The organism is Streptomyces sp. NPDC088246, assembly GCF_044741025.1.
Taxonomy (GTDB): domain Bacteria; phylum Actinomycetota; class Actinomycetes; order Streptomycetales; family Streptomycetaceae; genus Streptomyces.
In genome coordinates, this window is sequence record NZ_JBIURV010000003.1 from 298,970 (window position 1) to 322,923 (window position 23,954).

General features: G+C 69.6%; 19 protein-coding genes. 2 read left to right on the forward strand and 17 right to left on the reverse strand.

The annotated features are described in order from the left end of the window. Positions 1–11: 11 nt before the first annotated feature. Complete coding sequence (locus ACIPEK_RS06545) at positions 12–842, reverse strand: TraR/DksA family transcriptional regulator (RefSeq protein ID WP_401991433.1); 831 nt, start codon at positions 840–842, stop codon at positions 12–14. A gap of 539 nt (positions 843–1,381) precedes the next feature. On the opposite strand from ACIPEK_RS06545, the gene ileS reads away from it, so the two are divergent. After that, complete coding sequence (ileS, locus tag ACIPEK_RS06550) at positions 1,382–4,549, forward strand: isoleucine--tRNA ligase (RefSeq protein WP_401991436.1); 3,168 nt, start codon at positions 1,382–1,384, stop codon at positions 4,547–4,549. 306 nt (positions 4,550–4,855) lie between these two features. Here the strand turns inward: ileS and ACIPEK_RS06555 are convergent, their stop codons facing one another. The 16 genes from ACIPEK_RS06555 to rsmH form a co-directional block, all read right to left on the reverse strand. Continuing rightward, positions 4,856–5,998, reverse strand: coding sequence for a DivIVA domain-containing protein (locus ACIPEK_RS06555; protein WP_401991439.1), 1,143 nt, complete (start codon positions 5,996–5,998; stop codon positions 4,856–4,858). Between the two features lie 49 nt (positions 5,999–6,047). After that, a complete protein-coding gene (locus tag ACIPEK_RS06560) occupies positions 6,048–6,332 on the reverse strand; it encodes a YggT family protein (RefSeq protein ID WP_072483208.1) in 285 nt (94 codons plus the stop codon). A gap of 70 nt (positions 6,333–6,402) precedes the next feature. Further along, positions 6,403–7,020, reverse strand: coding sequence for a cell division protein SepF (locus ACIPEK_RS06565; protein ID WP_401991442.1), 618 nt, complete (start codon positions 7,018–7,020; stop codon positions 6,403–6,405). A gap of 126 nt (positions 7,021–7,146) precedes the next feature. Next, a complete protein-coding gene (locus ACIPEK_RS06570) occupies positions 7,147–7,866 on the reverse strand; it encodes a YggS family pyridoxal phosphate-dependent enzyme (RefSeq protein WP_401991445.1) in 720 nt (239 codons plus the stop codon). A 6-nt stretch (positions 7,867–7,872) separates the two neighbouring features. Further along, positions 7,873–8,631: a peptidoglycan editing factor PgeF gene (pgeF, locus tag ACIPEK_RS06575; RefSeq protein WP_401991447.1), complete on the reverse strand. Its 759-nt coding sequence runs from the start codon at positions 8,629–8,631 to the stop codon at positions 7,873–7,875. Beyond that, positions 8,628–9,842: a cell division protein FtsZ gene (gene ftsZ / locus ACIPEK_RS06580; protein WP_383075598.1), complete on the reverse strand. Its 1,215-nt coding sequence runs from the start codon at positions 9,840–9,842 to the stop codon at positions 8,628–8,630. Before ftsZ ends, pgeF begins: the two co-directional genes overlap by 4 nt. A gap of 277 nt (positions 9,843–10,119) precedes the next feature. Beyond that, positions 10,120–10,914, reverse strand: a complete 795-nt coding sequence (locus ACIPEK_RS06585) for a cell division protein FtsQ/DivIB (protein WP_401991450.1) — start codon at positions 10,912–10,914, stop codon at positions 10,120–10,122. Between the two features lie 51 nt (positions 10,915–10,965). Then, positions 10,966–12,060 (reverse strand): undecaprenyldiphospho-muramoylpentapeptide beta-N-acetylglucosaminyltransferase, encoded by a 1,095-nt coding sequence (gene murG / locus ACIPEK_RS06590; protein WP_383075602.1) that lies wholly within the window; start codon positions 12,058–12,060, stop codon positions 10,966–10,968. Between the two features lie 6 nt (positions 12,061–12,066). Then, positions 12,067–13,512 carry a putative lipid II flippase FtsW gene (ftsW, locus tag ACIPEK_RS06595; RefSeq protein ID WP_401991453.1) on the reverse strand — a complete coding sequence of 482 codons (1,446 nt, stop codon included), beginning with the start codon at positions 13,510–13,512 and terminating at the stop codon, positions 12,067–12,069. Between the two features lie 113 nt (positions 13,513–13,625). Continuing rightward, a complete protein-coding gene (gene murD / locus ACIPEK_RS06600; RefSeq protein ID WP_401991849.1) occupies positions 13,626–15,053 on the reverse strand; it encodes a UDP-N-acetylmuramoyl-L-alanine--D-glutamate ligase in 1,428 nt (475 codons plus the stop codon). Then, on the reverse strand, positions 15,050–16,120 hold the full coding sequence (gene mraY / locus ACIPEK_RS06605) for a phospho-N-acetylmuramoyl-pentapeptide-transferase (protein ID WP_401991456.1): 1,071 nt from the start codon (positions 16,118–16,120) through the stop codon (positions 15,050–15,052). The genes murD and mraY overlap by 4 nt, the downstream gene beginning before the upstream one ends. Next, positions 16,117–17,523 carry a UDP-N-acetylmuramoyl-tripeptide--D-alanyl-D-alanine ligase gene (gene murF, locus ACIPEK_RS06610; RefSeq protein WP_401991459.1) on the reverse strand — a complete coding sequence of 469 codons (1,407 nt, stop codon included), beginning with the start codon at positions 17,521–17,523 and terminating at the stop codon, positions 16,117–16,119. The genes mraY and murF overlap by 4 nt, the downstream gene beginning before the upstream one ends. 4 nt (positions 17,524–17,527) lie before the next feature. Further along, positions 17,528–19,255 carry a UDP-N-acetylmuramoyl-L-alanyl-D-glutamate--2,6-diaminopimelate ligase gene (locus tag ACIPEK_RS06615; RefSeq protein ID WP_401991462.1) on the reverse strand — a complete coding sequence of 576 codons (1,728 nt, stop codon included), beginning with the start codon at positions 19,253–19,255 and terminating at the stop codon, positions 17,528–17,530. 18 nt (positions 19,256–19,273) lie between these two features. Beyond that, positions 19,274–21,256 (reverse strand): peptidoglycan D,D-transpeptidase FtsI family protein, encoded by a 1,983-nt coding sequence (locus ACIPEK_RS06620; RefSeq protein WP_401991464.1) that lies wholly within the window; start codon positions 21,254–21,256, stop codon positions 19,274–19,276. Between the two features lie 4 nt (positions 21,257–21,260). Next, entirely contained in the window at positions 21,261–21,845 is a 585-nt protein-coding gene (locus ACIPEK_RS06625; protein ID WP_401991467.1) for a septum formation initiator family protein, read from the reverse strand. Between the two features lie 49 nt (positions 21,846–21,894). Beyond that, a complete protein-coding gene (rsmH, locus tag ACIPEK_RS06630) occupies positions 21,895–22,860 on the reverse strand; it encodes a 16S rRNA (cytosine(1402)-N(4))-methyltransferase RsmH (RefSeq protein WP_401991470.1) in 966 nt (321 codons plus the stop codon). A 380-nt stretch (positions 22,861–23,240) separates the two neighbouring features. Here rsmH and ACIPEK_RS06635 point away from each other — a divergent pair, with 380 nt between their 5' ends. Continuing rightward, positions 23,241–23,804, forward strand: a complete 564-nt coding sequence (locus ACIPEK_RS06635) for a beta-class carbonic anhydrase (protein ID WP_382898497.1) — start codon at positions 23,241–23,243, stop codon at positions 23,802–23,804. Positions 23,805–23,954 lie beyond the last annotated feature (150 nt).

Sequence of the window (23,954 nt, forward strand, 5' to 3'; positions counted from 1 at the left end):
ACGGCCACGGATCAACCGCGGCGCTCCTGCTTCTGTTTGTCCTCGACGCAGAGCGTGGCGCGTGGGAACGCCTGCATCCGCGCCTTGCCGATCGGATTGCCGCAGACCTCGCACAGTCCGTACGTCCCGGCGTCGAGCCTGGCCAGCGCCCGCTCGGTCTGGTCCAGCATCTCCTGGGCGTTGGCGGCGAGCGACATCTCGTGCTCGCGAGTGATGTTCTTGGTGCCGGTGTCCGCCTCGTCGTCACCCGCCCCGTCGCCGGAGTCGCGCATCAGCCCGGCGAGTGCGGCACTCGCGGCCTCCAGCTCACTGCGCAGCCGCATGATCTCGCTGCTCAGCACGGCCCGTGCCTCTTCGACCTCTTCCGGCGTCCAGGGGTCCTCACCCGGCCGGACCGCCAGCTCGCCGGGGGCTGTCGTGGCGACTCCACGGGCCGGGGGCACAGGCGCCGCACCCTTGCCGGCCGTGCGGGTCCGGGCCGCGCTCTTCTTGGCTACCACCGTGTGGGCTCCCGTCTGCTCGGCGGCCTCGGCCGCCACCGTGGCCGCCGCAGCGGCCTTCTTCGAAGCCTTCTTGGCCGCGCTCTTCTTCGCAGGTGCCTTCTTGGCCTGCGCCGCGTGCTCGACCGACGCCGCCCGCTTCCGGGCTGCGGTCTTCTTCGCCGCGGTCTTCTTCGCAGCCGCCGCCGTCGGGCCGGCCTCGGAGACAGGCTCCGCGTCCGCCGTCCCCACACCCGCCTGCGAACCGCCCTGCGCACCCGCCTCTCCGCTCGTCCTCCCGGCCGCCGCACCCGTGGATCTCGCTGACGCCGACTTCTTTGCGGCGGTCTTCTTCGCCACCATGGCCGCGGCCCCTTCACATATTGTGATCTTGCACGCGAATCGTGCTGGGACGATAAATCGACCCCAGCCCCGCGGCAACGGGGCACGCCGCCGAATCGCCCCTCCCTGTGTCCGGATACCGGCGCGCCTGAATCCGTTGTGCCCAGCTCCCCGCCGGGTAATCCGCCTTCCGGCCCCCGCCCGGACTCCGTACGTCCGCGTCTGCCCATTCGGGTCACGCCCCGCCCCACGGGTTAAACCGGTCGGCCGTCGCCCGTACGGGCCCGTACACTGGCCTCAGCGAGAGGCGTGGATGGGACGAGTAGCGTCGTACGCAGCCAGGAGCGACCCGGGGACGGTGCGAGCCCGGGGGCGAGCGCGTCGTGAAGATCACCCGGAGCCGTCGGAAGAAAGCCGCAAGGCGAGTAGAACCGGCATCGCGACCCCAATGAGGGGGCCACGGGTGCACACCCGGGGCCAAGGAGGGTGGTACCGCGGGAGTCGATGAGGCTCTCGTCCCTCCGACGGAAGTGGAAAACGTCCGCCGGAGGAAGCCGCCCATGACATCCCCGCAGTACCGCCAGGTACCCGCCCAGGTCGACCTGCCCGCGCTGGAGCACGCCGTGCTCGATTTCTGGCGCGAGAGCAAGGTCTTCGCCAAGAGCCTCGAACAGTCCGAGGGCCGCCCCGAGTGGGTCTTCTACGAGGGCCCGCCCACCGCCAACGGTATGCCCGGCGCCCACCACATCGAGGCCCGCGTCTTCAAGGACGTCTTCCCCCGCTTCCGCACCATGCAGGGCTACCACGTCGGCCGCAAGGCCGGCTGGGACTGCCACGGACTGCCGGTCGAGCTCGCGGTCGAGAAGGAGCTGGGCTTCAACGGCAAGAAGGACATCGAGGCGTACGGCATCGCCGAGTTCAACGCCAGGTGCCGCGAATCCGTGACCCGCCACACCGACGCGTTCACCGAGCTCACGACCCGGATGGGCTACTGGGTCGACCTCGACGACGCCTACCGCACGATGGACCCCGAGTACGTCGAGTCGGTGTGGTGGTCGCTGAAGGAGATCTTCAACAAGGGCCTGCTGGTCCAGGACCACCGCGTCGCCCCCTGGTGCCCCCGCTGCGGCACCGGCCTCTCGGACCACGAGCTGGCGCAGGGTTACGAGACCGTGGTCGACCCGTCGGTCTTCGTGCGCTTCCCGCTCACCTCCGGCCCGCTGGCCGGCGATGCCTCGCTGCTCGTCTGGACGACCACCCCCTGGACCCTGGTCTCCAACACCGCCGTCGCCGCGCACCCCGACGTCACCTACGTCGTCGCGACCAACGGCGAGGAGAAGCTCGTCGTCGCGCAGCCGCTCGTCGAGAAGGCGCTGGGCGAGGGCTGGGAGACCACCGGCCAGACCTTCACCGGCCGCGAGATGGAGCGCTGGACGTACGAGCGCCCGTTCACCCTCGTCGACTTCCCGGCGGAGGCCCATTACGTGGTCAACGCCGAGTACGTGACGACCGAGGACGGTACGGGTCTGGTCCACCAGTCCCCCGCCTTCGGCGCCGACGACCTCGTCGTCTGCCGCGCCTACGGCCTCCCGGTCGTGAACCCGGTCCGCCCCGACGGCACCTTCGAGGAGAACCTGCCGTTGGTCGGCGGCGTCTTCTTCAAGAAGGCCGACGAGGCGCTCACCGAGGACCTGGCCGCCCGCGGCAAGCTCTTCCGGCATGTCCCTTACGAGCACAGCTACCCGCATTGCTGGCGCTGCCACACCGCGCTGCTCTACTACGCGCAGCCGTCCTGGTACATCCGTACGACCGCCATCAAGGACCGGCTGCTCGAGGAGAACGAGAAGACCAACTGGTTCCCCGACTCGGTCAAGAACGGCCGTTTCGGTGACTGGCTGAACAACAACGTCGACTGGGCGCTGTCCCGTAACCGCTACTGGGGCACCCCGCTGCCGATCTGGCGCTGCGAGGACAGCCACCTCACCTGCGTCGGCTCGCGCGCCGAGCTCAGCGAGCTCACCGGCACCGACCTCTCCGGTATCGACCCGCACCGCCCGTTCATCGACGAGATCACGTTCACCTGCTCGCACGAGAACTGCCAGCTGGAGGCGTACCGCGTCCCGGAGGTCATCGACGCCTGGTACGACTCGGGCTCGATGCCGTTCGCGCAGTGGGGCTACCCGTACAAGAACAAGGAGATCTTCGAGAGCCGCTACCCGGCGCAGTTCATCTCGGAGGCCATCGACCAGACCCGCGGCTGGTTCTACACGCTGATGGCGGTCGGCACGCTGGTGTTCGACAAGTCCTCCTACGAGAACGTGGTCTGCCTGGGCCACATCCTCGCCGAGGACGGGCGCAAGATGTCCAAGCACCTCGGGAACATCCTTCAGCCGATCCCCCTCATGGATCAGCACGGCGCTGACGCGGTGCGCTGGTTCATGGCGGCGGGCGGCTCCCCGTGGGCGGCGCGCCGCGTCGGCCACAACACGATCCAGGAGGTCGTCCGCAAGACCCTCCTGACGTACTGGAACACGGTCGCCTTCCAGGCTCTGTACGCCCGTACGTCCAACTGGGCGCCGTCCGCGGCCGACCCGGCCCCCGCGGACCGCACGGTCCTGGACCGCTGGCTGCTGAGCGAGCTGAACGCGCTGGTGGACCAGGTCACACAGGCTCTGGAGGGTTACGACACCCAGCGCGCCGGCAAGCTCCTGTCCGCGTTCGTCGACGATCTGTCCAACTGGTACGTACGCCGCTCGCGCCGCCGCTTCTGGCAGGGCGACAAGGCGGCCCTGCGCACCCTGCACGAGGTCATCGAGACGGTGACCCGGCTGATGGCCCCGCTCACCCCGTTCATCACCGAGCGGGTCTGGCAGGACCTGGTGGCTCCGGTCACCCCGGACGCCCCCGAGTCGGTCCACCTGTCCGCCTGGCCGAAGGCGGACCTCGCGGTCATCGATCCGACGCTCTCCACCCAGATGGCGCTGGTTCGCCGCCTGGTCGAGCTGGGCCGGGCCACCCGCGCCGAGTCGGGCGTCAAGACCCGTCAGCCGCTCTCCCGGGCGCTGGTCGCGGCGGCTGGCTTCGAGTCCCTCTCCCCCGAGCTGCACGCCCAGATCACGGAGGAACTGAACGTCTCCTCGCTGGCCTCTCTCACTGACTCCTCCGCTGGTCCAGCGGGCGGCGGTTCGCTGGTCGACACCACCGCGAAGGCGAACTTCCGTGCGCTCGGCAAGCGGTTCGGCAAGGGCGTCCAAGCGGTGGCCAAGGCGGTCGCGAACGCCGACGCGGCGGCCCTCTCGCTGGCCCTGCGCGAGGGCACGGCGTCGGTCGAGGTGGACGGCGAGACGGTCCCCCTCTCCCCCGACGAGGTGATCATCACCGAGACGCCGCGCGAGGGCTGGTCCGTGGCGTCCGACTCGGGCGCGACGGTCGCCCTGGACCTGGAGATCACCCCGGAACTGCGGCGCGCGGGCCTCGCCCGTGACGCGATCCGCCTTATCCAGGAGGCCCGCAAGAACAGCGGCCTGGACGTCGCGGACCGCATCGCCGTCCGCTGGACATCCACCTCCCCCGCCACGGTGGAAGCCCTGACCGAACACGCGGCCCTGATCGCGGACGAGGTCCTGGCGCTGGACTACGCCCGGGGCGAGGCGGACGAGGCATACGGCGCCCCGTTCGAGGACGAGGGCCTGTCCCTGACGTTCCGCCTCCGCAAGACGGAGCAGTAGCCCAAGCCCCTCGGAGGCCCGCCCGGAACATGTGCTCCGGGCGGGCCTCCGGCGTTCTCCCCTACCCGTCCCTTCCCGTAGCCGGGGGGCTCGATTGTGCCTGGTGCGGCGTCAGATTCAGCCTCGCCGGCATTTGAGGCGCGGGTCTGGGGCGGAACCCCGGTTACGGGACGGCACGGGGCGGGACGGGACGGGGAACAGGCCCGCCACACCCCCACCAACAGCAAAAGGGCCGGGCCCCGGGGAAAACCCCGGGGCCCGGCCCTCAGCCTGCCGACGGCTACGCGCTCACCGCGCGTACCCGGCTCAGTTGTCGTCCTCGTCGATCAGGAACCCGCGCATCGGCGAAGGAGCCTGCTGCATCGGCTGCGGCGCCTGCGGCCGCACCGGCGCCATCGGCTGGGTCATCGCCGGCGACATCTGCTGCTGGCCACCGTACGAGGGCCCACCGCTCATGGACGGGCTGCCGCCCATCTGCTGGTTGCCGTGACCGCCGTGGTTGCCGCCCATGGTGTGGCCCATGGCACCCGCACCGGCCGGAGCCAGCGAGGGCGACGGCGGCAGCGAAGCGGTCGCCGGGGTCCGCGGCGGGGCCAGCGAGTCGTCGGCCTGGGTCTCCAGCTGACGCAGCTGGCTCTCCAGGTAGGACTTCAGCCGGGTCCGGTACTCGCGCTCGAAGCCACGCAGGTCCTCGACCTTGCGCTCCAGCGTCGCGCGGGCGGACTCCAGCGAGCCCATCGCCACGCGGTGCTTCTCCTGCGCGTCCCGCTCCAGCGCGTCCGCCTTGGCACGCGCGTCCCGCTCCAGGCCCTCGGCACGGCTGCGCGCCTCACCGACGATCTTGTTGGCCTCGGAACGGGCCTCCGCGATCGCCTGGTCGGCGGTCTGCTGTGCGAGCGAGAGGACACGGGCGGCGCTGTCGCCACCGGGGCCCTGACCGGGCTGCTGCATCTGCGGCGGCTGCTGCATCTGCTGCATCTGCTGCTGCGGGGCGTGACCACCCATGGGACCGCCCATCGGGCCACCCATGGGACCGCCCTGCATCGGGCCGGGGCCGTGCGGGCCCTGCGGGCCGGGGCCGTGCGGGCCCTGGGGACCAGGACCGTGACCGCTGGGACCGGCGGGCAGCTGCGGAGCACCACCGGGCAGCTGGGGCGGACCCATCTGCGGGGGCTGCTGCTGGACCGGCGGACCCGATATGGCGGCGGGCACAGGTGCCCCGGGCCGGTCCTGCGGCTCCGGCTTGCGCATCCCCTGCTGCTGGTTCTGCGCGGCGGCACGCGTGGCGGCGGCCAGCTTGGCGCGCAGGTCCTCGTTCTCACGGAGCAGGCGGGTCAGCTCGGACTCGACCTCGTCGAGGAAGGCATCGACCTCGTCCTCGTCATAGCCTTCTCGGAGACGGACGGTCGTGAACTGCTTGTTCCGCACGTCCTCGGGGGTCAGCGGCATCTCTTCTTCACCTCTACGTAGTCGTCGGCAGTCGGCAAGACCGTATCGCTCACAGCCTGATCACGATGCTGATCAGGATGTAGACGATGATCATCAGAACGAAGAAGGACAGGTCGAGTGCCACGCCCCCGAGACGCAGCGGCGGGATGAACCGCCGCAGAAGCTTGAGCGGTGGATCCGTGACAGTGTAGGTGGCCTCAAGTATGACCACCATCGGCTTGCCGGGCTGCCATGAACGTGCGAACTGGAAGACGTAGTCCATGACCAGCCGGAAGATCAGCACGATGAGGAAACACATCAACGCGATATAGACAACCTGCAGTGCGACGCCCATTTCGCGCTTCCCTCTCCCCTGACTCTCGTAGCTCCGGCCTTACGGCCGGGTCGTTCCCGGTGTCGTGCTCTCAGCTCTGGTTGAAGAATCCGCCCTCAGCAATGCGGGCCTTGTCCTCCGCCGTGACATCGACGTTAGCAGGCGACAACAGGAACACCTTCTGCGTCACGCGCTCAATGCTGCCATGGAGACCGAAGACGAGTCCTGCGGCAAAGTCGACAAGTCGCTTTGCGTCCGTATCGTCCATCTCCGTGAGATTCATGATCACCGGAGTGCCCTCACGGAAGTGTTCCCCGATGGTACGGGCCTCGTTGTAGGTCCTGGGGTGCAGCGTGGTGATGCGGTAGGGCTCCCGCTCGGACACGACCTTGGGCATGATCACCGGTGCGTTCTTCTCCATGTTCGGGCGTTCAGGTGTGATGGATGCCACGGGGGCGATTCGGGCGGGTCGCTCCCTCTCCGCCGGAATCTGAACCGGCTCCCGCTGTGCGGGAGGCTGCACCACTCGTACCGGTTCGTCCCTTTCCCGGCCCCGCTCCACCTGATGCGCGGGCTGGTGCCGCCGCCGGTCGCGCTCGGGCTCCGGCTCGGGTTCGAATTCGTCGTCGGGGTCGAACCCCGGACCGTCGTACCCATCGTCCTCCACGAGGCCGAGGTAGACCGCCATCTTGCGCATCGCGCCGGCCATGCTCTGAGTCCTCCGCTCTGTGGTGGATCGGCATCTGTCACCAAGTGCCCCGCGATCCACTGAGGCCTGCCCGCCAAAGGCGGGAATGACCATATTTTCTGCTGTGGTCCGACTTGCTTGGCGACGTTACCCGAGCCTCGGTCGGACTCCGAGTACCGCCGTACCGACGCGCACATGTGTCGCTCCGGCCGCAACCGCTTCCTCGAGGTCCGCGCTCATCCCCGCAGAGACCATGTTCGCAGCCGGATGGTCCCCGCGCAGGCGGGATGAGAATTCCATCAGCCGGTCGAAGGCGGCGCGTTGCCGTCCCGCGTACGGTCCGGCGAGCGGTGCGACGGTCATCAGACCGCCGAGCCGCAGTCCGGGCGCGGATTCGACCGCGGCGGCCAACTCCTCGATCCCGTCAGACGCGACGCCGCCCCGGTCGCCCCGTTCACCGCTCTCCGCGTCGAGTGCGACCTGGATGAGGCAGCCGAGTTCGCGCCCCTCGCGCACGGCCGCTGCCGAGAGAGCCGTGACCAGTTTGATCCGATCTACCGACTGCACAACATCGGCATAACTCGCTACAGAACGAACCTTATTCGTCTGCAATTGACCGACAAAGTGCCACGTGAGCGACAGATCCGCACATTCGGCTGCCTTGGGTGCCGCGTCCTGGTCACGATTCTCTGCGACATGACGCACACCGAGTTCATGCAGAATCCGCACATCGCTCGCGGGGTAGGTCTTGGTGACCACGATGAGGGTCACTTCTTCCCGTTTGCGGCCTGCGGCGATACAGGCGGAAGCAATGCGTTCCTCCACCCGTGCCAGATTTTCGGCGAGTTGAGCCTTACGGTCCGTCATGCCCTATCAGTCCAACCAGACATATCCGGCGAGCCGCCCGGTGGTGCGGTCGCGGCGGTACGAGAAGTGGTCGCCCGATTCGAGGGTGCAGACCGCAGATGCGTGCCGGTCCTGGACCCCGAGGGCTTCGAGCTGGGCGTGGACCCCGGCGGTGACATCCACAGCCGGGGTGCCCCAGCTGGTCTCGGACCATGAGGCCGGAACACTCTCGGCGACCTCTGCACGCATCCGGGGCGGGACTTCGTAGCACCGCCCGCAGACCGCCGGTCCGGTGCGGGCGATGATCCGGGAGGGCTCGGCGCCGAGCCCGATCATGGCCTCGACCACGGAGGGGACGACTCCGGCGACCAGACCGGGACGGCCCGCGTGCGCTGCCGCCGCGATCCCGGCGACCGGGTCGGCGAGCAGTACGGGGGTGCAGTCGGCGGTGAGCACGGCGAGCGGGAGTCCGCGCCGTGCGGTCACCACCGCGTCCACCGCGGGGATTTCCGAAGCGTCGCCCCACGGGCCGTCGACGACCGCGACATCCCGCCCGTGCACCTGGTTCATCCAGACGACCTGCGCCGGGTCCAGACCGAGGGCCCGCGCGGCGCGCTCCCGATTGGCCAGAACGGCGGCGGGGTCGTCTCCGACCGCGCCGCCGAGGTTGAGCTCCTCGTACGGAGCGGCGCTCACCCCGCCCCACCTGTCGGTGAAGGCGAAGTGCGCGCGACCCCCCGAGGGTACTGAAGACACTGCGGGCACTGCGTGGTGCGGACCTATCACTTCAAGAAGTCCGGAACATCCAGCTCTTCGGCCTGGGAATCCTGGTAGGGACGGGCCGGCGGGATGTGCGGCGGAGCGACCGGCGGCAGATGACTCTCGCCGGCTGCCGAAACGGGCTCGACCTGGACCGGGGGCTCCTCGCGCGGGGGCACGGAGCCCAGTCCGCCGGTCTGGCGCACGGGCTCGGCACTGCGGACCGGCGGGGCCGGCTCCTCACGCTTGGCGGCGTTCGCGCCCAGGACGTTCTCGCGACGGGCCGGCGGCTGTCCGCCGTCGAAGCCCGCTGCGATCACGGTGACGCGTACTTCGTCGCCCAGTGCGTCATCGATGACCGCACCGAAGATGATGTTCGCCTCGGGGTGCGCCGCCTCGCTCACCAGCTGGGCCGCCTCGTTGATCTCGAAGAGGCCGAGGTCGCTGCCACCGGAGATGGAGAGCAGGACACCGCGGGCACCGTCGATGGACGCCTCCAGGAGCGGCGAGGAGATCGCCATCTCCGCGGCGGCCACCGCGCGGTCGTCGCCGCGGGCGGAACCGATGCCCATGAGTGCCGATCCGGCCTCGGACATGACCGACTTGACGTCGGCGAAGTCGAGGTTGATCAGACCCGGGGTCGTGATGAGGTCGGTGATGCCCTGGACACCCGAGAGCAGTACCTGGTCGGCCGACTTGAACGCGTCGAGCACGCTGACCTGGCGGTCCGAGATGGACAGCAGTCGGTCATTGGGAATGACGATGAGGGTGTCGACCTCTTCGCGGAGCTCGGCGATGCCGTCCTCCGCCTGATTCGCGCGTCGACGGCCCTCGAAGGTGAACGGGCGGGTGACCACGCCGATCGTCAGGGCGCCGAGCGAGCGCGCGATGTTGGCGACGACGGGTGCGCCGCCGGTGCCGGTGCCGCCACCCTCTCCGGCGGTGACGAAGACCATGTCGGCCCCCTTGAGGACCTCCTCGATCTCCTCACGGTGGTCCTCTGCCGCCTTGCGACCGACGGCCGGGTTGGCCCCGGCGCCGAGGCCGCGGGTGAGTTCGCGGCCGACGTCGAGCTTGACGTCGGCGTCGCTCATCAACAGGGCTTGCGCATCAGTGTTGATCGCGATGAACTCGACGCCCTTGAGACCGACCTCGATCATTCGGTTGATGGCATTGACACCACCGCCGCCGACACCGATGACCTTGATGACTGCGAGGTAGTTCTGCGGTGCTGCCACGTCGAAGGCCTCTCGCCTCGAGTTACGTGTCGTCGCTTTGCGGTAGTACCGCCGCGACGACGGATGCCGATTGGGACGGTCCGAAACGCCGACCCAAACCCTAACGTTGAAGTTTAGGGTTACCAGTGTGTCTGCTTCATGGACTCTTCCGAACAGGACACTAAGTCGACAAGTGGCGCACGTTCAACGAACACGCCGAACCTCCCGTTTTTCTTTTCACCCTATGTGATCACCCGTAGCGCTGACCAACCAGGGTGCTGGCCAGGCCAAATGTGCGTCAACTGCCCGACACCGCAGGGGCGGTGGGTGCGCTCACGTCGAAGTGTCCCGCTTTGGGGGCGGCTTTCATGAGAGCGGTGAGGACTCTCGCCTTCACCGGACCTTCTTCACCGCTGCCCCAGATCACCGTGCGACCCCGGGTGAGTTCCAGGGAGACCGAGTCGTACGAGGTGACCCGTACGACCTTGGTGTCCTTGGCGACACCGGCCGGAAGTTCACCCGCGACCCGGACCGCTTCCCGCACCAGTCGGGCGCTGCCGAAGCGGCGCAGACTGGCGGACTGACCAGGCGTCAACTCCAGCAGCGGTACACGCCCGGGCGATTTGTCCACCGTTGCGAAGCGCACGCCTTTCGCGTCCACTTCGATGAACTTTGCGCCCTTTTTCACCAACAGGACCGGCTGTCGTTCGATCACCTTAAGTCCGATTCCGTGCGGCCATGACCGTACGACATCCACCGAGTCGATACGAGGCAACTTCTGGCGCAACCGGTCGGCGATGGCGTCGGTGTCCACGGAGATCAGCGGGGCCCCGATCGGTACCGCCGCCGCGGCTTCCACCTCGCCCGGTGTCAGTACGTCGACACCGGTGGTCCTGACCTGTTCGGTCCGGAGCCAGGAGGAGCCGTACAGTGCCCAGACGGCGCCGGAGGCGAGCAGCAGCACGAGCACACCGATCACGATCAGCCGTCTGCGGCTGGGCAATCTGCGCCCTTCGGTGCGCGGTCGCGGCGGGCGGGCCGGGGAGTTCTCCTGCTGCGCTGCACCGCGCCGGGCGGTCGTCGGTCCGGCCACGCTCGCTCCTTACGCCGGGTCCGGGGGCCACCGCTCCCGGACCCGTCCGCCTCACGCGTTGCGGCGTGCGGCAATCGCCTCGTACACCATGCCGACGAGCAGGTCGTCGGCGTCCCGGCGGCCGAACTCGGCGGCGGCGCGGGACATCTCGTACAACCGGTGCGGATCCGCAAGCACCGGAAGGACGTTGCCCTGCACCCACTCGGGGGTGAGCGCCGCGTCGTCCACCAGCAGACCGCCGCCGGCGTTGACCACCGGCTGGGCGTTGAGCCGCTGTTCGCCGTTGCCGATGGGCAGCGGTACGTAGGCGGCGGGGAGCCCGACGGCGGAGAGTTCGGCGACGGTCATCGCACCCGCGCGGCAGAGCATCATGTCAGCCGCCGCGTACGCGAGATCCATCCGGTCCACGTACGGTACCGGGATGTAGGGCGGCATCCCGGGCATGTTGTCGACGCGCGGCAATTCGTTCTTCGGGCCGACCACGTGCAGGATCTGGATCCCGGAGCGCTGCAGCAGCGGGGCGACCCGCTGGACCACTTCGTTGAGGTGGCGGGCGCCCTGCGAGCCGCCGGAGACCAGCAGCGTCGGCAGGTTGGGATCGAGACCGAAGCCGGCACGCGCCTCGGGGCGGACCCGGGCCCGGTCCAGGGTGGCGATGGTCCGGCGGAGCGGGATGCCGATGTAGCGGGCACCACGCAGCTTGCTGTCGGGGGTGGAGACGGCGACCCCGTGGGCGTACCGCGAGCCGATCTTGTTGGCCAGACCCGGCCGGGCGTTGGCCTCGTGGACGACGATCGGCACACCGGCCCGCTTGGCGGCGAGATAGCCGGGCAGGGCGACGTAGCCGCCGAAGCCGACCACACAGTCCGCCCTGGTGCGTTCCAGGACCTGCTCGGCGGCCTTGATGGTGCCGCGCAGCCGTCCCGGGACGGTGATCAGTTCCGGGGTGGGCTTGCGCGGCAGCGGCACGGCCGGGATCAGGGCGAGTTCGTACCCCCGCTCGGGTACGAGCCTGGTCTCGAGTCCGCGCTCCGTGCCGAGGGCAGTGATTCCCACGGTCGGGTCCTGCCTGCGCAGGGCGTCCGCGAGGGCAAGCGCGGGCTCGATGTGGCCGGCGGTCCCCCCACCGGCGAGTACGACATGCACCGAAATTCACCGCTCTCCGGACGGACGCTTCTTGACGCGCCGTCTCATCGTCTTCCATCTCACCCCGGGCCTCCGCATGGCCAGGGCCGCCTTCGCCGCGGGATCCTCTCGCGCGAACGCGATCAGCAGCCCGACGGCGAACATGGTCGGCAGCAGGGCCGATCCTCCGTAGGAGAACAGCGGGAGTGGGACACCGGCGATCGGCAGCAGGCCGAGCACCGCACCAATATTGATCACGGCCTGCACCGTGATCCAGGTGGTCACACCTCCCGCGGCGTACCTCACGAAGGGGTCCTCCGTGCGTCCGGCCACGCGGATACCCGCATAGCCTAGAGCCGCGAAGAGGGCGAGTACCGACAGCGTCCCCGCCAACCCCAGTTCCTCCCCGGTGATGGCGAAGATGAAGTCGGTGTGCGGTTCGGGTAGTTGACCCCATTTTTCCACACTTGCACCGAGCCCGGAACCGAACCATCCACCGGACGCCAGAGCATAGATGCCGTGCACGGCCTGCCAGCAGGAGTCCCCCGGGCCCGGTTCGCTGGCGCCGATGCAGGCGAGCCTGGACATCCGGTTCGGGCTGGTCTTGATCAGCACGAAGGCGATCACTCCGGCGAAGGCGAGCACCCCGGCGAAGAGCCGGGTGGGTGCCCCGGCCAGCCAGAGCAGTCCGAACAGGATCGCCGTGAGAATGATCGCAGTGCCCATGTCGCCACCGAGCATGATCAGCCCGAGGAGCATGAAGGCGACCGGGACGAGCGGTACGAGCATGTGCTTCCACTGCGTGAGCAGCCGTTTGTCCTGCTTACGGGCGAGCAGGTCCGCGCCCCACAGGACCAGGGCGAGCTTCCCGAACTCGCTGGGCTGGAGCTGGAAGGGGCCACCCAGATAGAGCCAGTTCTGGTTGCCGTTGACCGACATCCCTATCCCCGGCACCTGGACCAGCACCATCAGGAAGACGGTTCCCATGAGCAGCGGATAGGCGAACGCCCGGTGCAGTTTGGCGGGCATCCGGGCAGCGAGCGCCATCAGTGCGGCGCCGATGACTGCGGCGAGGAACTGTTTACGGAAGAAGTAGGTGCCGGGTTTGTCCAGCTCCAGGGCCTTGATCATCGAGGCGGAGTAGACCATCACCAGGCCGAGCGCGGTGATCAGCAGGCCGGCGCCCAGGATCAGGTAGTACGCGGTCAGAGGGCGGTCCCAGGCCCGGCGTGCCTGCTCGTACATCCGCCGCACACCGCCGCCGCGGGTGGGCCGGGGGCCTCCGGAACGCCCCTTGGAGCGCGGCGCCGGGGGGCGTCGGGAGCCGGTGACCGACCGGACCCGCAGGGCGGGGCCCAGGGACGCCGGGGAGCCCGCAACCGCGAGCAGGGGCGGGGTGAGCGCCCGGCTGATCGCCGCGGTGGCCCGTGAGCGGTCCCCACGGAGCGCGGCGGAGCTCTCTTCGGCCGGCATTGTCGCTGTCCCCTCCACTGCTCGTGCCCGGGGCTGCTGCCGAGGGCCGGGGCCCGTGGCGCGGCCGCCCGCACCCGGTCGTCCGGGACAGTACGGCGCGGGGGCCGGGCCCGTCAGTCGTTCTCGGTGGCGAGTGCGCGGACCGCGTCCGCGAACGCCTCGCCCCGCTTGTTGTAATTGACGAACATATCCATCGAGGCGCAGGCCGGGGCCATCAGTACGGTGTCCCCCGGACGGGCGAGCCGTGCCGCCTCGCGGACCGCCTCGGACATCGCCCCAGTGTCGGTCCGGTCGAGGTCGACCACCGGGACCTCGGGGGCGTGTCGCGCGAGGGCTTCGCGGATCAGGGCCCGGTCGCGGCCGATCAGTACGACGCCCCGCAGCCGCCCGGCTGCCCCGGTCACCAGCTCGTCGAAGGTGGCTCCCTTGGCGAGGCCGCCGGCGATCCAGACGATCGGGTCGTAGGCGGCGAGGGAGGCCTCGGCAGCATGGGTGTTGGTGGCCTTGGAGTCGTCGATGTACGCGACCCCGGCGACGTCCGCGACATGCTCGATGCGGTGCGGGTCGGGGCGGAAGGCCCGCAGTCCGTCCCGTACGGCCGCGGGCTCGACACCGAAGGCGCGGGCCAGGGCCGCGGCCGCCAGGGCGTTGGCGATGTTGTGCGGAGCCGACGGGTTGACGTCCGTGACCTCGGCGAGCTCCTGGGCCTGCTTCTGCCGGTTGGCCACGAAGGCGCGGTCGACGAGGATGCCGTCGACGACGCCCAGTTGGGACGGGCCCGGCGCGGCCAGAGTGAAGCCGATGGCGCGGCAGCCCTCTTCGACGTCGGCCTCGCGGACGAGGTCCTCGGTCGCCTTCTCGGCCACGTTGTAGACGCAGGCGACGCGGTTGCCCTCGTAGATCCGGCCCTTGTCCGCGACATACGCCTCCATGGAGCCGTGCCAGTCGAGATGGTCGGGGGCCAGGTTGAGGACTGCCGCGGAGTGGGCGCGCAGCGAGGGCGCCCAGTGCAGCTGGTAGCTGGACAGTTCGACGGCGAGTACGTCGTACTCCTCGTCGCCGAGGACGGCGTCGAGGAGGGAGACGCCGATGTTGCCGACGGCGGCGGTGCGCAGCCCGGCCGCCTCCAGGATCGAGGCGAGCATCCGTACGGTCGTGGTCTTGCCGTTGGTGCCGGTGACCGCGAGCCAGGGTGCTGGTTCTCTGCCGTCCCGACCGCGCAGCCGCCAGGCGAGTTCGACGTCGCCCCAGACCGGGACGCCCGCCTCGGCGGCTGCGGTGAAGAGCGGCTTGTCGGGCTTCCAGCCGGGGGTGGTGACGATGAGCTCGGTGGACTCGGGCAGGGTCGCCCCGTCGCCGAGGCGCACGGTGATGCCCTGCGCCTCCAGCTCAGCGGCCTGCGCACGGGAACGCTCATCGTCCCCGTCGTTGACCACCATGACGACGGCCCCGAGGCCGTGCAGCACCTTGGCCGCCGGGATTCCGGAGACTCCGAGTCCCGCGACGGTGACGCGCTTGCCCTGCCAGTCCTGGTTGCTCACTTCTCGGCTGCCCATCCTGCGTAGAAGAGACCGAGTCCGACGATCACGCACATGCCCTGGATGATCCAGAAGCGGACCACGACAAGGACTTCGGACCACCCCTTGAGTTCGAAGTGGTGCTGGAGCGGCGCCATCCGGAAGACCCGCTTACCGGTCATCTTGAAGGAGCCGACCTGGATGACCACGGACATGGTGATCATCACGAAGAGGCCGCCGAGGATGGCCATCAGGAACTCCGTGCGGGAGCAGATCGCCAGGCCGGCGAGCGCGCCGCCGAGAGCGAGCGAGCCGGTGTCACCCATGAAGATCTTGGCGGGCGAGGTGTTCCACCACAGGAAGCCGAAGCAGGCACCCATCAGGGCGGAGGCGACGACGGCCAGGTCCAGCGGATCTCGTACCTGGAAGCAGGCGTTGGGGTTGGTCAGGGTGTCCGCGTTGGCGCAGGACTCCTGGAACTGCCACAGCCCGATGAAGGTGTACGCGCCGAAGACCATCACCGACGCACCGGTGGCCAGGCCGTCCAGGCCGTCCGTCAGGTTCACGCCGTTGGACATGGCGAGGATCATGAACAGGGCCCAGACGACGAACAGCACCGGGCCGATCGACCAGCCGAAGTCCGCGACGAACGACAGCTTGGTGGAGGCCGGGGTGTTGCCGCGGGAGTCGGCGAACTGGAGCGAGAGCACCGCGAAGGCGATACCGACGATCAGCTGGCCGGCCATCTTCGCCTTGGCCCGCAGGCCGAGCGAACGCTGCTTGACGATCTTGATGTAGTCGTCGAGGAAGCCGACGAGACCCATGCCGGTCATCAGGAAGAGCACCAGCACACCGGAGAAGCGCATCTCCTCGCCGGTGATCAGCTTCGCCGCGAGGTACGCGATGATCGTCGCCAGGATGAAGGCAATACCGCCCATGGTGGGCGTGCCCTTCTTGGACCCGTGGGTGCGCGGGCCGTCGTCCCGGATGAACTGCCCGTATCCCTTGCGGGCCAGCAGTTTGATCAGCAGCGGAGTTCCGACCAGGGTCAGGAAGAGCCCGATGGCCCCCGCGAAGAGGATCTGCCTCATCGGCCGGCGACCTCGCCCTCGGACGCGTTCTCCAGCAGTGCCATGGCGACCTGCTCCAGGCCGACCGACCGGGACGCCTTCACCAGCACGACGTCTCCCGGGCGCAGTTCACTGCGCAACAGGTCGACGGCAGCCTGTGCGTCGGACACATGCACCGACTCCTCACCCCACGAACCCTCGTTGTATGCGCCCAGTTGCAGCCAGGAGGCTTCTCTGCCCCCGACCGCGACGAGCTTGCTGACGTTGAGCCGGACGGCGAGCCGCCCGACCGCGTCGTGCTCGGCGAGCGAGGCGTCGCCGAGCTCGGCCATGGGGCCGAGCACCGCCCACGTACGCCGGCCCTTCCCCATGGCGGCCAGCGCGCGCAGCGCTGCTCTCATGGATTCGGGGTTCGCGTTGTAGGCGTCATTGACGAACGTCACGCCGTCCGGACGCTCGGTGACCTCCATGCGCCAGCGGGAGAGGGTGCCCGCCTCGGAGAGCCCTTCGGCGATCTCGTTTGCGGACAGGCCCAACTCATGGGCGACGGCGGCCGCGGCGAGCGCGTTCGACACGTGGTGCTCACCGTACAGGCGCATGGTCACGTCGCTGCACCCGGTGGGTGTGTGAAGCCTGAAAGCGGGGCGCCCGTCGTCGGTGAGACGGACATTCTCTCCCCGTACGTCCGCATCCGCGGCTTCACCGAAGAGCAGCACCCGGGCTTTCGTACGGGAGGACATGGCGCGCACGAGCAGGTCGTCGGCGTTGAGTACGGCGAGGCCGTCCTCGGGCAGGGCCTCGACCATCTCGCCCTTCGCCTTGGCGATCTGCTCGCGGCCGCCGAACTCGCCGATGTGGGCGGTGCCGACGTTGAGGACGAGGCCGATCCGGGGCGGGACAAGGCCGGTGAGGTAACAGATGTCGCCGATGTAGCGTGCACCCATTTCGAGGACGAGGTGCTGGGTGTCCTCGGTGGCACGCAGTGCGGTGAGCGGCAGGCCGATCTCGTTGTTGAGGTTGCCCACCGGGTAGACAGTGGGCCCCTTGCGTTCGAGGAGCTGGGCGATGAGGTCCTTGGTGGAGGTCTTGCCCGCGGAGCCGGTGAGGGCGACGACGGTGGTACCGAGGCGGCCGACGACGGCGCGGGCGAGCGCGCCGAGCGCGGCCACGACGTCGTCGACGACGATAGCCGGAACACCGACGGGGCGGGCGGCCAGCACGGCTGCCGCGCCCGCCTCGACGGCGCCCTGCGCGAAGTCGTGGCCGTCGACCCGCTCGCCGGCGAACGCGACGAACAGGCTGCCTTGCTTCACCTCTCGGGAGTCCATGACGACAGGCCCGCTGACGGTCGCTGCCGGATCCGGTATGTCGTACGACTGCCCGCCGACGATTTCGGCGATCTCGGCGAGGGAAAGGGCGATCACTTGGTCATCCCTGACTGTTGTTCTCGTGGGTGTGGGCGCGGTGGGCGGCGCTCTTGCTGCTGCTCTGCCCCAGGGACCGCTCGATGGCCGCGCGCAGGACCACGCGGTCGTCGAAGGGGCGTACCACGCCATGGATGTCCTGGCCCTGCTCGTGGCCCTTGCCGGCGATCAGCACCGTGTCACCGGGCTCGGCGCGGGCGACCACGGCTGCGATGGCGGCGGCCCGGTCGGCGTCGACCAGGACGTCGCCCCGCTCGTGGACGGGCACCTCGGCGGCGCCCGCGAGCATTGCGGCGAGGATTCCGAGGGGGTCCTCGGATCGGGGGTTGTCGGAGGTCAGTACTGCGGTGTCGGCGAGGCGGGCCGCGGCGGCGCCCATCGGGCCGCGCTTGGTGGTGTCGCGGTCGCCGCCGCAGCCGAGGACGATGTGCAGCCTGCCCTCGGTGACCTTCCGCAGGGAGCGCAGCACGGATTCGACGGCGTCGGTCTTGTGCGCGTAGTCGACGACCGCGAGGTACGGCTGTCCGGCGTCGACGCGTTCCAGGCGGCCGGGGACGCCCGGAACGGCGGCGACACCGTCGGCTGCGGTCTGCGGGTCGAGGCCCGCGACGGTGAGCGTGACGATCGCGGCGAGGGTGTTGGCGACGTTGAACGGGCCGGGCAGCGGGGCCCTGGCGGCGATCCGCTCGTCCTTGGGGCCGACGACGGTGAAGGTGGAGCCCAGCGGCCCGACTTCGACGTCCTCGGCGCGCCAGTCGGCGTCCGGGTGGCCCTCGGCGGAGAAGGTGACGACCGGGACGGACGCCTCGGTGATCAGCCTTCGGCCGTACTCGTCATCGAAGTTGACGACGCCCTGTCGGCTGCGCAGCGGGGTGAAGAGCTGCGCCTTGGCCTGGAAGTAGTCCTCCATTCCGGAGTGGAACTCCATGTGCTCCGGGCTGAGGTTGTTGAAGACCGCGACGTCGAAGACGCAGCCGTCGACCCGTCCGAGCACCAGAGCGTGGCTGGAAACCTCCATGGTCACCGAGTCGACGCCGCGTTCGCGCATGACGGCGAACAGCGCCTGCAGGTCGGTGGCTTCGGGGGTGGTGCGCTCGGACTTGATGCGCTCGTCGCCGATCCGCGTCTCCACGGTGCCGATCAGCCCGGTGGCACGCCCGGCGCCCTGGAAGCCGCCCTCGATGAGGTAGGCGGTGGTGGTCTTGCCGGAGGTTCCGGTGATGCCGATCTGGAGCAGGTCGGCGCCGGGCCGTCCGTAGATCTCGGCAGCGAGTTCGCCCATCCGGCCGCGCGGGTCCTCGGTGACCAGCACCGGCAGTCCGGTGGCGGCGGCGCGCTCGGCGCCGGCCGGGTCGGTGAGGATCGCCGCCGCGCCGAGGCCGGCGGCCTGGGCCGCGAAGTCGGCGCCGTGGAAGCGGGCGCCCGGCAGGGCCGCGTACACATCACCGGGGCGGACCGCCCGCGAGTCGTGGGTGATGCCGGTGACCTCGCCGGTTCCCGGCGGTGCGACTCCCAGCCGGGCTGCCAGCTCGCCTAGGGGCGTCGGCCTGAGCCGATCCGGGCGGGGCGCTCCCGGGTAGTTCACAGGGGCGTCCTTCTGGGTGGTTTGGAACTGATCAGCGTGGGGCACGGCGGTGAGCGTACCGGGCCCACCCGGCCTCTCGCGAAGTGAGGGGGCGGGGCTCTGGTGGTTCCCGTTCCGGTTCCCGGGATCGGGGGTGATGGTTGTCACTGGCTGGTTTCCCCGTGTTCACTCGCCGGGATTGAAGGACACCGGCAGCCGGGCTGGCTTGCTGCCGGACGGTGGGGTCTGGAGGGTCTTGAGTGCGAACTCCATGACCTTCTTGTAGATCGGTCCGCAGATCTGGCCGCCGAAGTAGCTGCCCTTGGTCGGGTTCTGAATCGCGCAGTAGACGGTGATCTGCGGGTTGTCGGCGGGAGCGAAGCCCGCGAAGGACGCCGTGTAGCCGTGGTAGCCGCCGCGTACCGGATCGACTCGGTTGGCCGTACCGGTCTTGCCCGCCACCCGGTAGCCCGGGATCTTGGCCTTCGTACCGGTGCCTTCCTCGTCACCGACCACCGACTCCAGCATGGCGGCGAGCGACTTGGCGGTCTTCTCGCTGACCACCCGGGTCCGTTCGGGAGCGGCGGCGGCCTTGAAGTGGCCGTCGGGGCCCTTGGTGCCACGTACCAGCGTGGGCGCGACGCGCACCCCGCCGTTGGCGATCGTCGAGTAGATGGAGGCGGCCTGCATGGCGTTGAGCGAGAGACCCTGGCCGAACGGAATCGTGTACTGCTGCGAGGTCGACCAGTCCTCGGGCTTGGCGAGGATGCCGGAGGTCTCGCCCGGGTAGTCGAGACCGCTCGGCGAGCCGATCCCGAATTTGCGCAGGTAGGAGTAGAGGACCTTGTTGGCTTCGGCCTGGGTCCTGCCGAGTTCTCCGGTGGCCAGGATCGTGCCGATGTTGCTCGACTTGGCGAGTACGCCGTTGAGCGTCAGGTACCAGGTGGGGTGGTCGATGTCGTCCTTGAAGAGCCGGTCGCCGCGGTGCAGCCGGTTGGGGACGGTGACATGGGTGCCGGGGGTGGCGGCCCCCTCCTCCAGCACGGCGGCCATGGACATGACCTTGCTGGTGGAGCCGGGCTCGTACACGTCCTGGAGCGCCGCGTTTCCCAGCGATGCCGCGTCGGCCTGCGAGAGGTCGTTGGGGTCGAAGCCGGGTGCGTTGGCCATGGCGAGGACCTCGCCGGTCCTGGTGTTCTGCACGATCACATAGCCACGGTCCGCCTTGGACTTCTTCACCTGGTCGGTGATGGCCTGCTGAGCGGCCCACTGGATATCGCGGTCGATGGTCAGCTCGATGTCGGACCCGGCGACGGCCGGGACCTCCTTGGTACCCGCGGTGGGTACCCGCCGGCCGCCGGACTGGGCATACTTGATCTTGCCGTCCTCGCCCGCGAGCTCCTTGTCCAGCTGCGATTCGAGGCCGCCTGCGCCCTTGCCGTCGGTGTTGACATAGCCCAGTATCCCGGCGGCGAGCCCTCCGTTCGGGTAGACCCGCTTGGTCGTCGACTCCTGGAAGACCCCGGCCAGCACATTGGCTCCGGCGCCACCGGCCGCCTTGTCCTTCGCGGCCTTCTCGGCGAAGACGGACTTGAGGTCCTTGATCTGATTCCAGACCTGCGGGGTCCGGCGGCGGGCCAGGACGGTGTAGCGGCCCTTCTTGGACAGCTTCTCGGTCAGTTCGGAGGCGTCGGCGCCGAGGATCGGGGCGAGGAGCGCCGCCGCCTGCTGGGGCGCGTCGGGGGCCTTGCTGATCTCCGGCGTGAACATCGACGGGTCGGCGGTGATGTCGTACGCGTCGACGCTGGTGGCCAGCGCGATACCGCTGCGGTCGGTGATCTCGCCGCGCTCGGCGGAGATCGTGTAGCTGAGGTAGCGGTTCTCCTTGGCCTTGGCCGCGTACGCGTTGGCGTCGACGGCCTGGACCTGGAGGAGGCGGACGACGAACGTCAGCATGACGAGCGTCAGGGCGAGACTGACCAGGCGTAGCCGGGGACGCGGGCTGCCGAGGCGGAGGGGGCGCGCGGGTCGGCTGCGGGGAGCACGGGGGCGCGGTGCCGGGGACGACGGGCGGCGGGTGGCGGGCCGGGGGCGTCCCTGGCCGCCTGCGGCGCTGCGGGGGCGCGCAGGGCCGGGGACCCGGCGGCGCGGTGGTTCCTTGGAAGGCACTGCGTCACCTGCCGGGGCTCGTCGAGGGCTGGTTTGCCGGGGCACGCGGCCCGGCGGGCGGGGCCGCGGAGGTGCTGGGCTTCGCGGCGGCGCCCGAAGGGGCGGCCGACGTCGAGGGAGAGGGCGAGCCGGCGGCCGGAGTCGAGGCGGCGGACGGTGCGGTCGCGGGGGGCGCCTGGGGGGTTCCGGGATTCCGCGGCGGCGTTGCGGGGGTCGGCTCGGCGCTGGTCTCGGCGGCTACGCCGCGGATCTTGCCGTCCGGATCGAGGAAGGCGGGGCTGCCGCCGGGCACCATGCCCAGCTTGCGGGCGCGCCGCTCCAGGGCGTCCGGCTCGGAGTAGCTGTCGACGTCGCGCTGGAGGGCCTGCTGCTCGTCCGTGAGCTCGGTAGTCCGTTTCTTCAGCTCGCTCAGCCTGAACGATCCTTCGTTGAGGGCCGAGTTGAGGACCAGAAGCGTGATGAGCCCGCCGCCGAGGAGCAGCACGACCAGCAGGACGAAGGGGGTACGGGCCGCTTTGCTGGGCCCGGACGGCATCAGCCGGGCGAGCCGCGCTGCCCGCCCTTTCAACTGCCCGGCCGGTTTGCTCACCACGCCGCCCCGGGCGTCGCCGGTGTCCGGGTTCCCGGACGCCGGATGGTCATCGTTCCTCCTCGCGGATCCGCTGGGCGCCGCGCAGCCTGGCGGGGGCGGCGCGCCGGTTCTCGGCGACCTCCTCCTCCGTGGGCAGCTCCGCGCCGCGGGTCAGCAGCTTCAGCCGGGGCTGATAGCGCTCGGGCACGACCGGCAGTCCGGGCGGCGCCGTGGTGGCGGCGCCCGCCGCGAAGACCTGCTTGACCAGCCGGTCCTCCAGCGAGTGGTACGAGAGGACGGCGATACGGCCGCCGACCGCGAGGCTCTGCACGGCGGCCGGAATGGCCCGCTCCAGGACGGTGAGCTCGCCGTTGACCTCGATGCGCAGCGCCTGGAAGGTGCGCTTGGCAGGGTTGCCGCCGGTGCGCTTGGCGGCCTGCGGCAGCGAGTCACGGATCAGCTCGACGAGCCGGGCGCTGTTGCTGAACGGCTCCTTCTCGCGCTCGCGCACGATCGCGGAGACGATCCGCTTGGCCTGCTTCTCCTCGCCGTACGCCCGCAGGATCCGTACCAGTTCGCCCGGCGGATACGTGTTGAGTACCTCGGCCGCGCCGATGCCGGTCGTCTGGTCCATGCGCATGTCGAGCGGGGCGTCCTGGGCGTACGCGAATCCGCGGTCGGCCTCGTCCAGTTGCATGGAGGAGACACCGAGGTCGAACAGGACACCCTGGACCTTGGGGATGCCGAGTCTGGCGAGCACCTCGGGCAGTTCGTCGTAGACCGCGTGCACCAGGGTGGCCCGGTCTCCGTACGGGGCGAGCCGCTCGCCGGAGAGCCGCAGCGCCTCCTTGTCACGGTCCAGCGCGATCAGCCGTGCGGAGGGGAAGGAGGAGAGCAGCGCCTCGCTGTGTCCGCCGAGGCCGAGGGTGCAGTCGACCACCACGGGCTGCGGCGGGCCGGGCGCCTCCAGAGCCGGGGCCAACAGGTCCAGGCACCGCTGGAGCATCACCGGGACGTGTCGGGTCTGGCTCATGTGCCCTCTCAGGCTCAGGTCCCGTGTGGCTGCACGTACGGCCTGGTCCCCGCCCGCTCAGAAGGGGAGGTCGGCCGGCGCCGGGGAAGGGGCGTCGGTCGACCGGCGAGCGGGAGAGGGCCGGACCGTACGCACGCCGCACACACGGGGGAAATCTACGGAATGTGCAGGGTGTCGGTAACTTCCCGTCACTTTAGTCCACCCTGCCATTCGATCGATTCCCGATCAATCAACCGGGCAGCGCGTCGCCCTGCCCGCCGTTCACTCGGTCGAATGAACAGCTGTGAGGCCTGTGGGTTACCTCACAACAAGCCTCGTTGACGTTCTTTGTCCCTTCTCACAGCACGACGGCACCAGGAGTGAGAGCTAACGTCATATCCATGTCGACTTCCGCGCACTCCCCCGTCGAGCCTTCCGTGCCCGCTGCCGACCAGGCCCGCACCGGGGGCACAGTCACCGACCGTCTCGTCGAGGCGAACGTCCGGTACGCCGCCGAATTCAACGACCCGGGCATGGACGCCAAGCCGGTGCTGCGCGTCGCCGTGGTCGCCTGCATGGACGCCCGGCTCGACCTGCACGACGCACTCGGTCTGTCGCTCGGCGACTGCCACACCATCCGCAACGCGGGCGGCGTGGTCACCGATGATGTGATCCGTTCGCTGACCATCAGCCAGCGGGCTCTCGGCACCCGCAGCGTCATACTCATTCATCACACGAATTGCGGCCTGGAATCGATCACCGAGGAATTCCGCCAAGAGCTGGAGGTGGAGGTCGGTCAGCGTCCGGTCTGGGCGGTCGAGGCGTACAAGGACGCCGACCAGGACGTACGGCAGTCGATGCAGCGCGTGCGCACCTCGCCGTTCCTGCTGCACACCGACGACGTCCGCGGCTTCGTCTTCGATGTGACCAGCGGCTTGCTGCGCGAGATCCTTCCCGTCTCCTGACCGCCCGGACGGGTGTTCGTCGGGAACCGATAACCCCACCGACCCCGACATATCGCCCCCACTTGTCCACAGGCGAGTGACACGAAGCGGTAACGGCAACAAGAATGCGCATGTGGCATCCCGCCGGAGGTTTCCGGAGGGGTGTCCGTG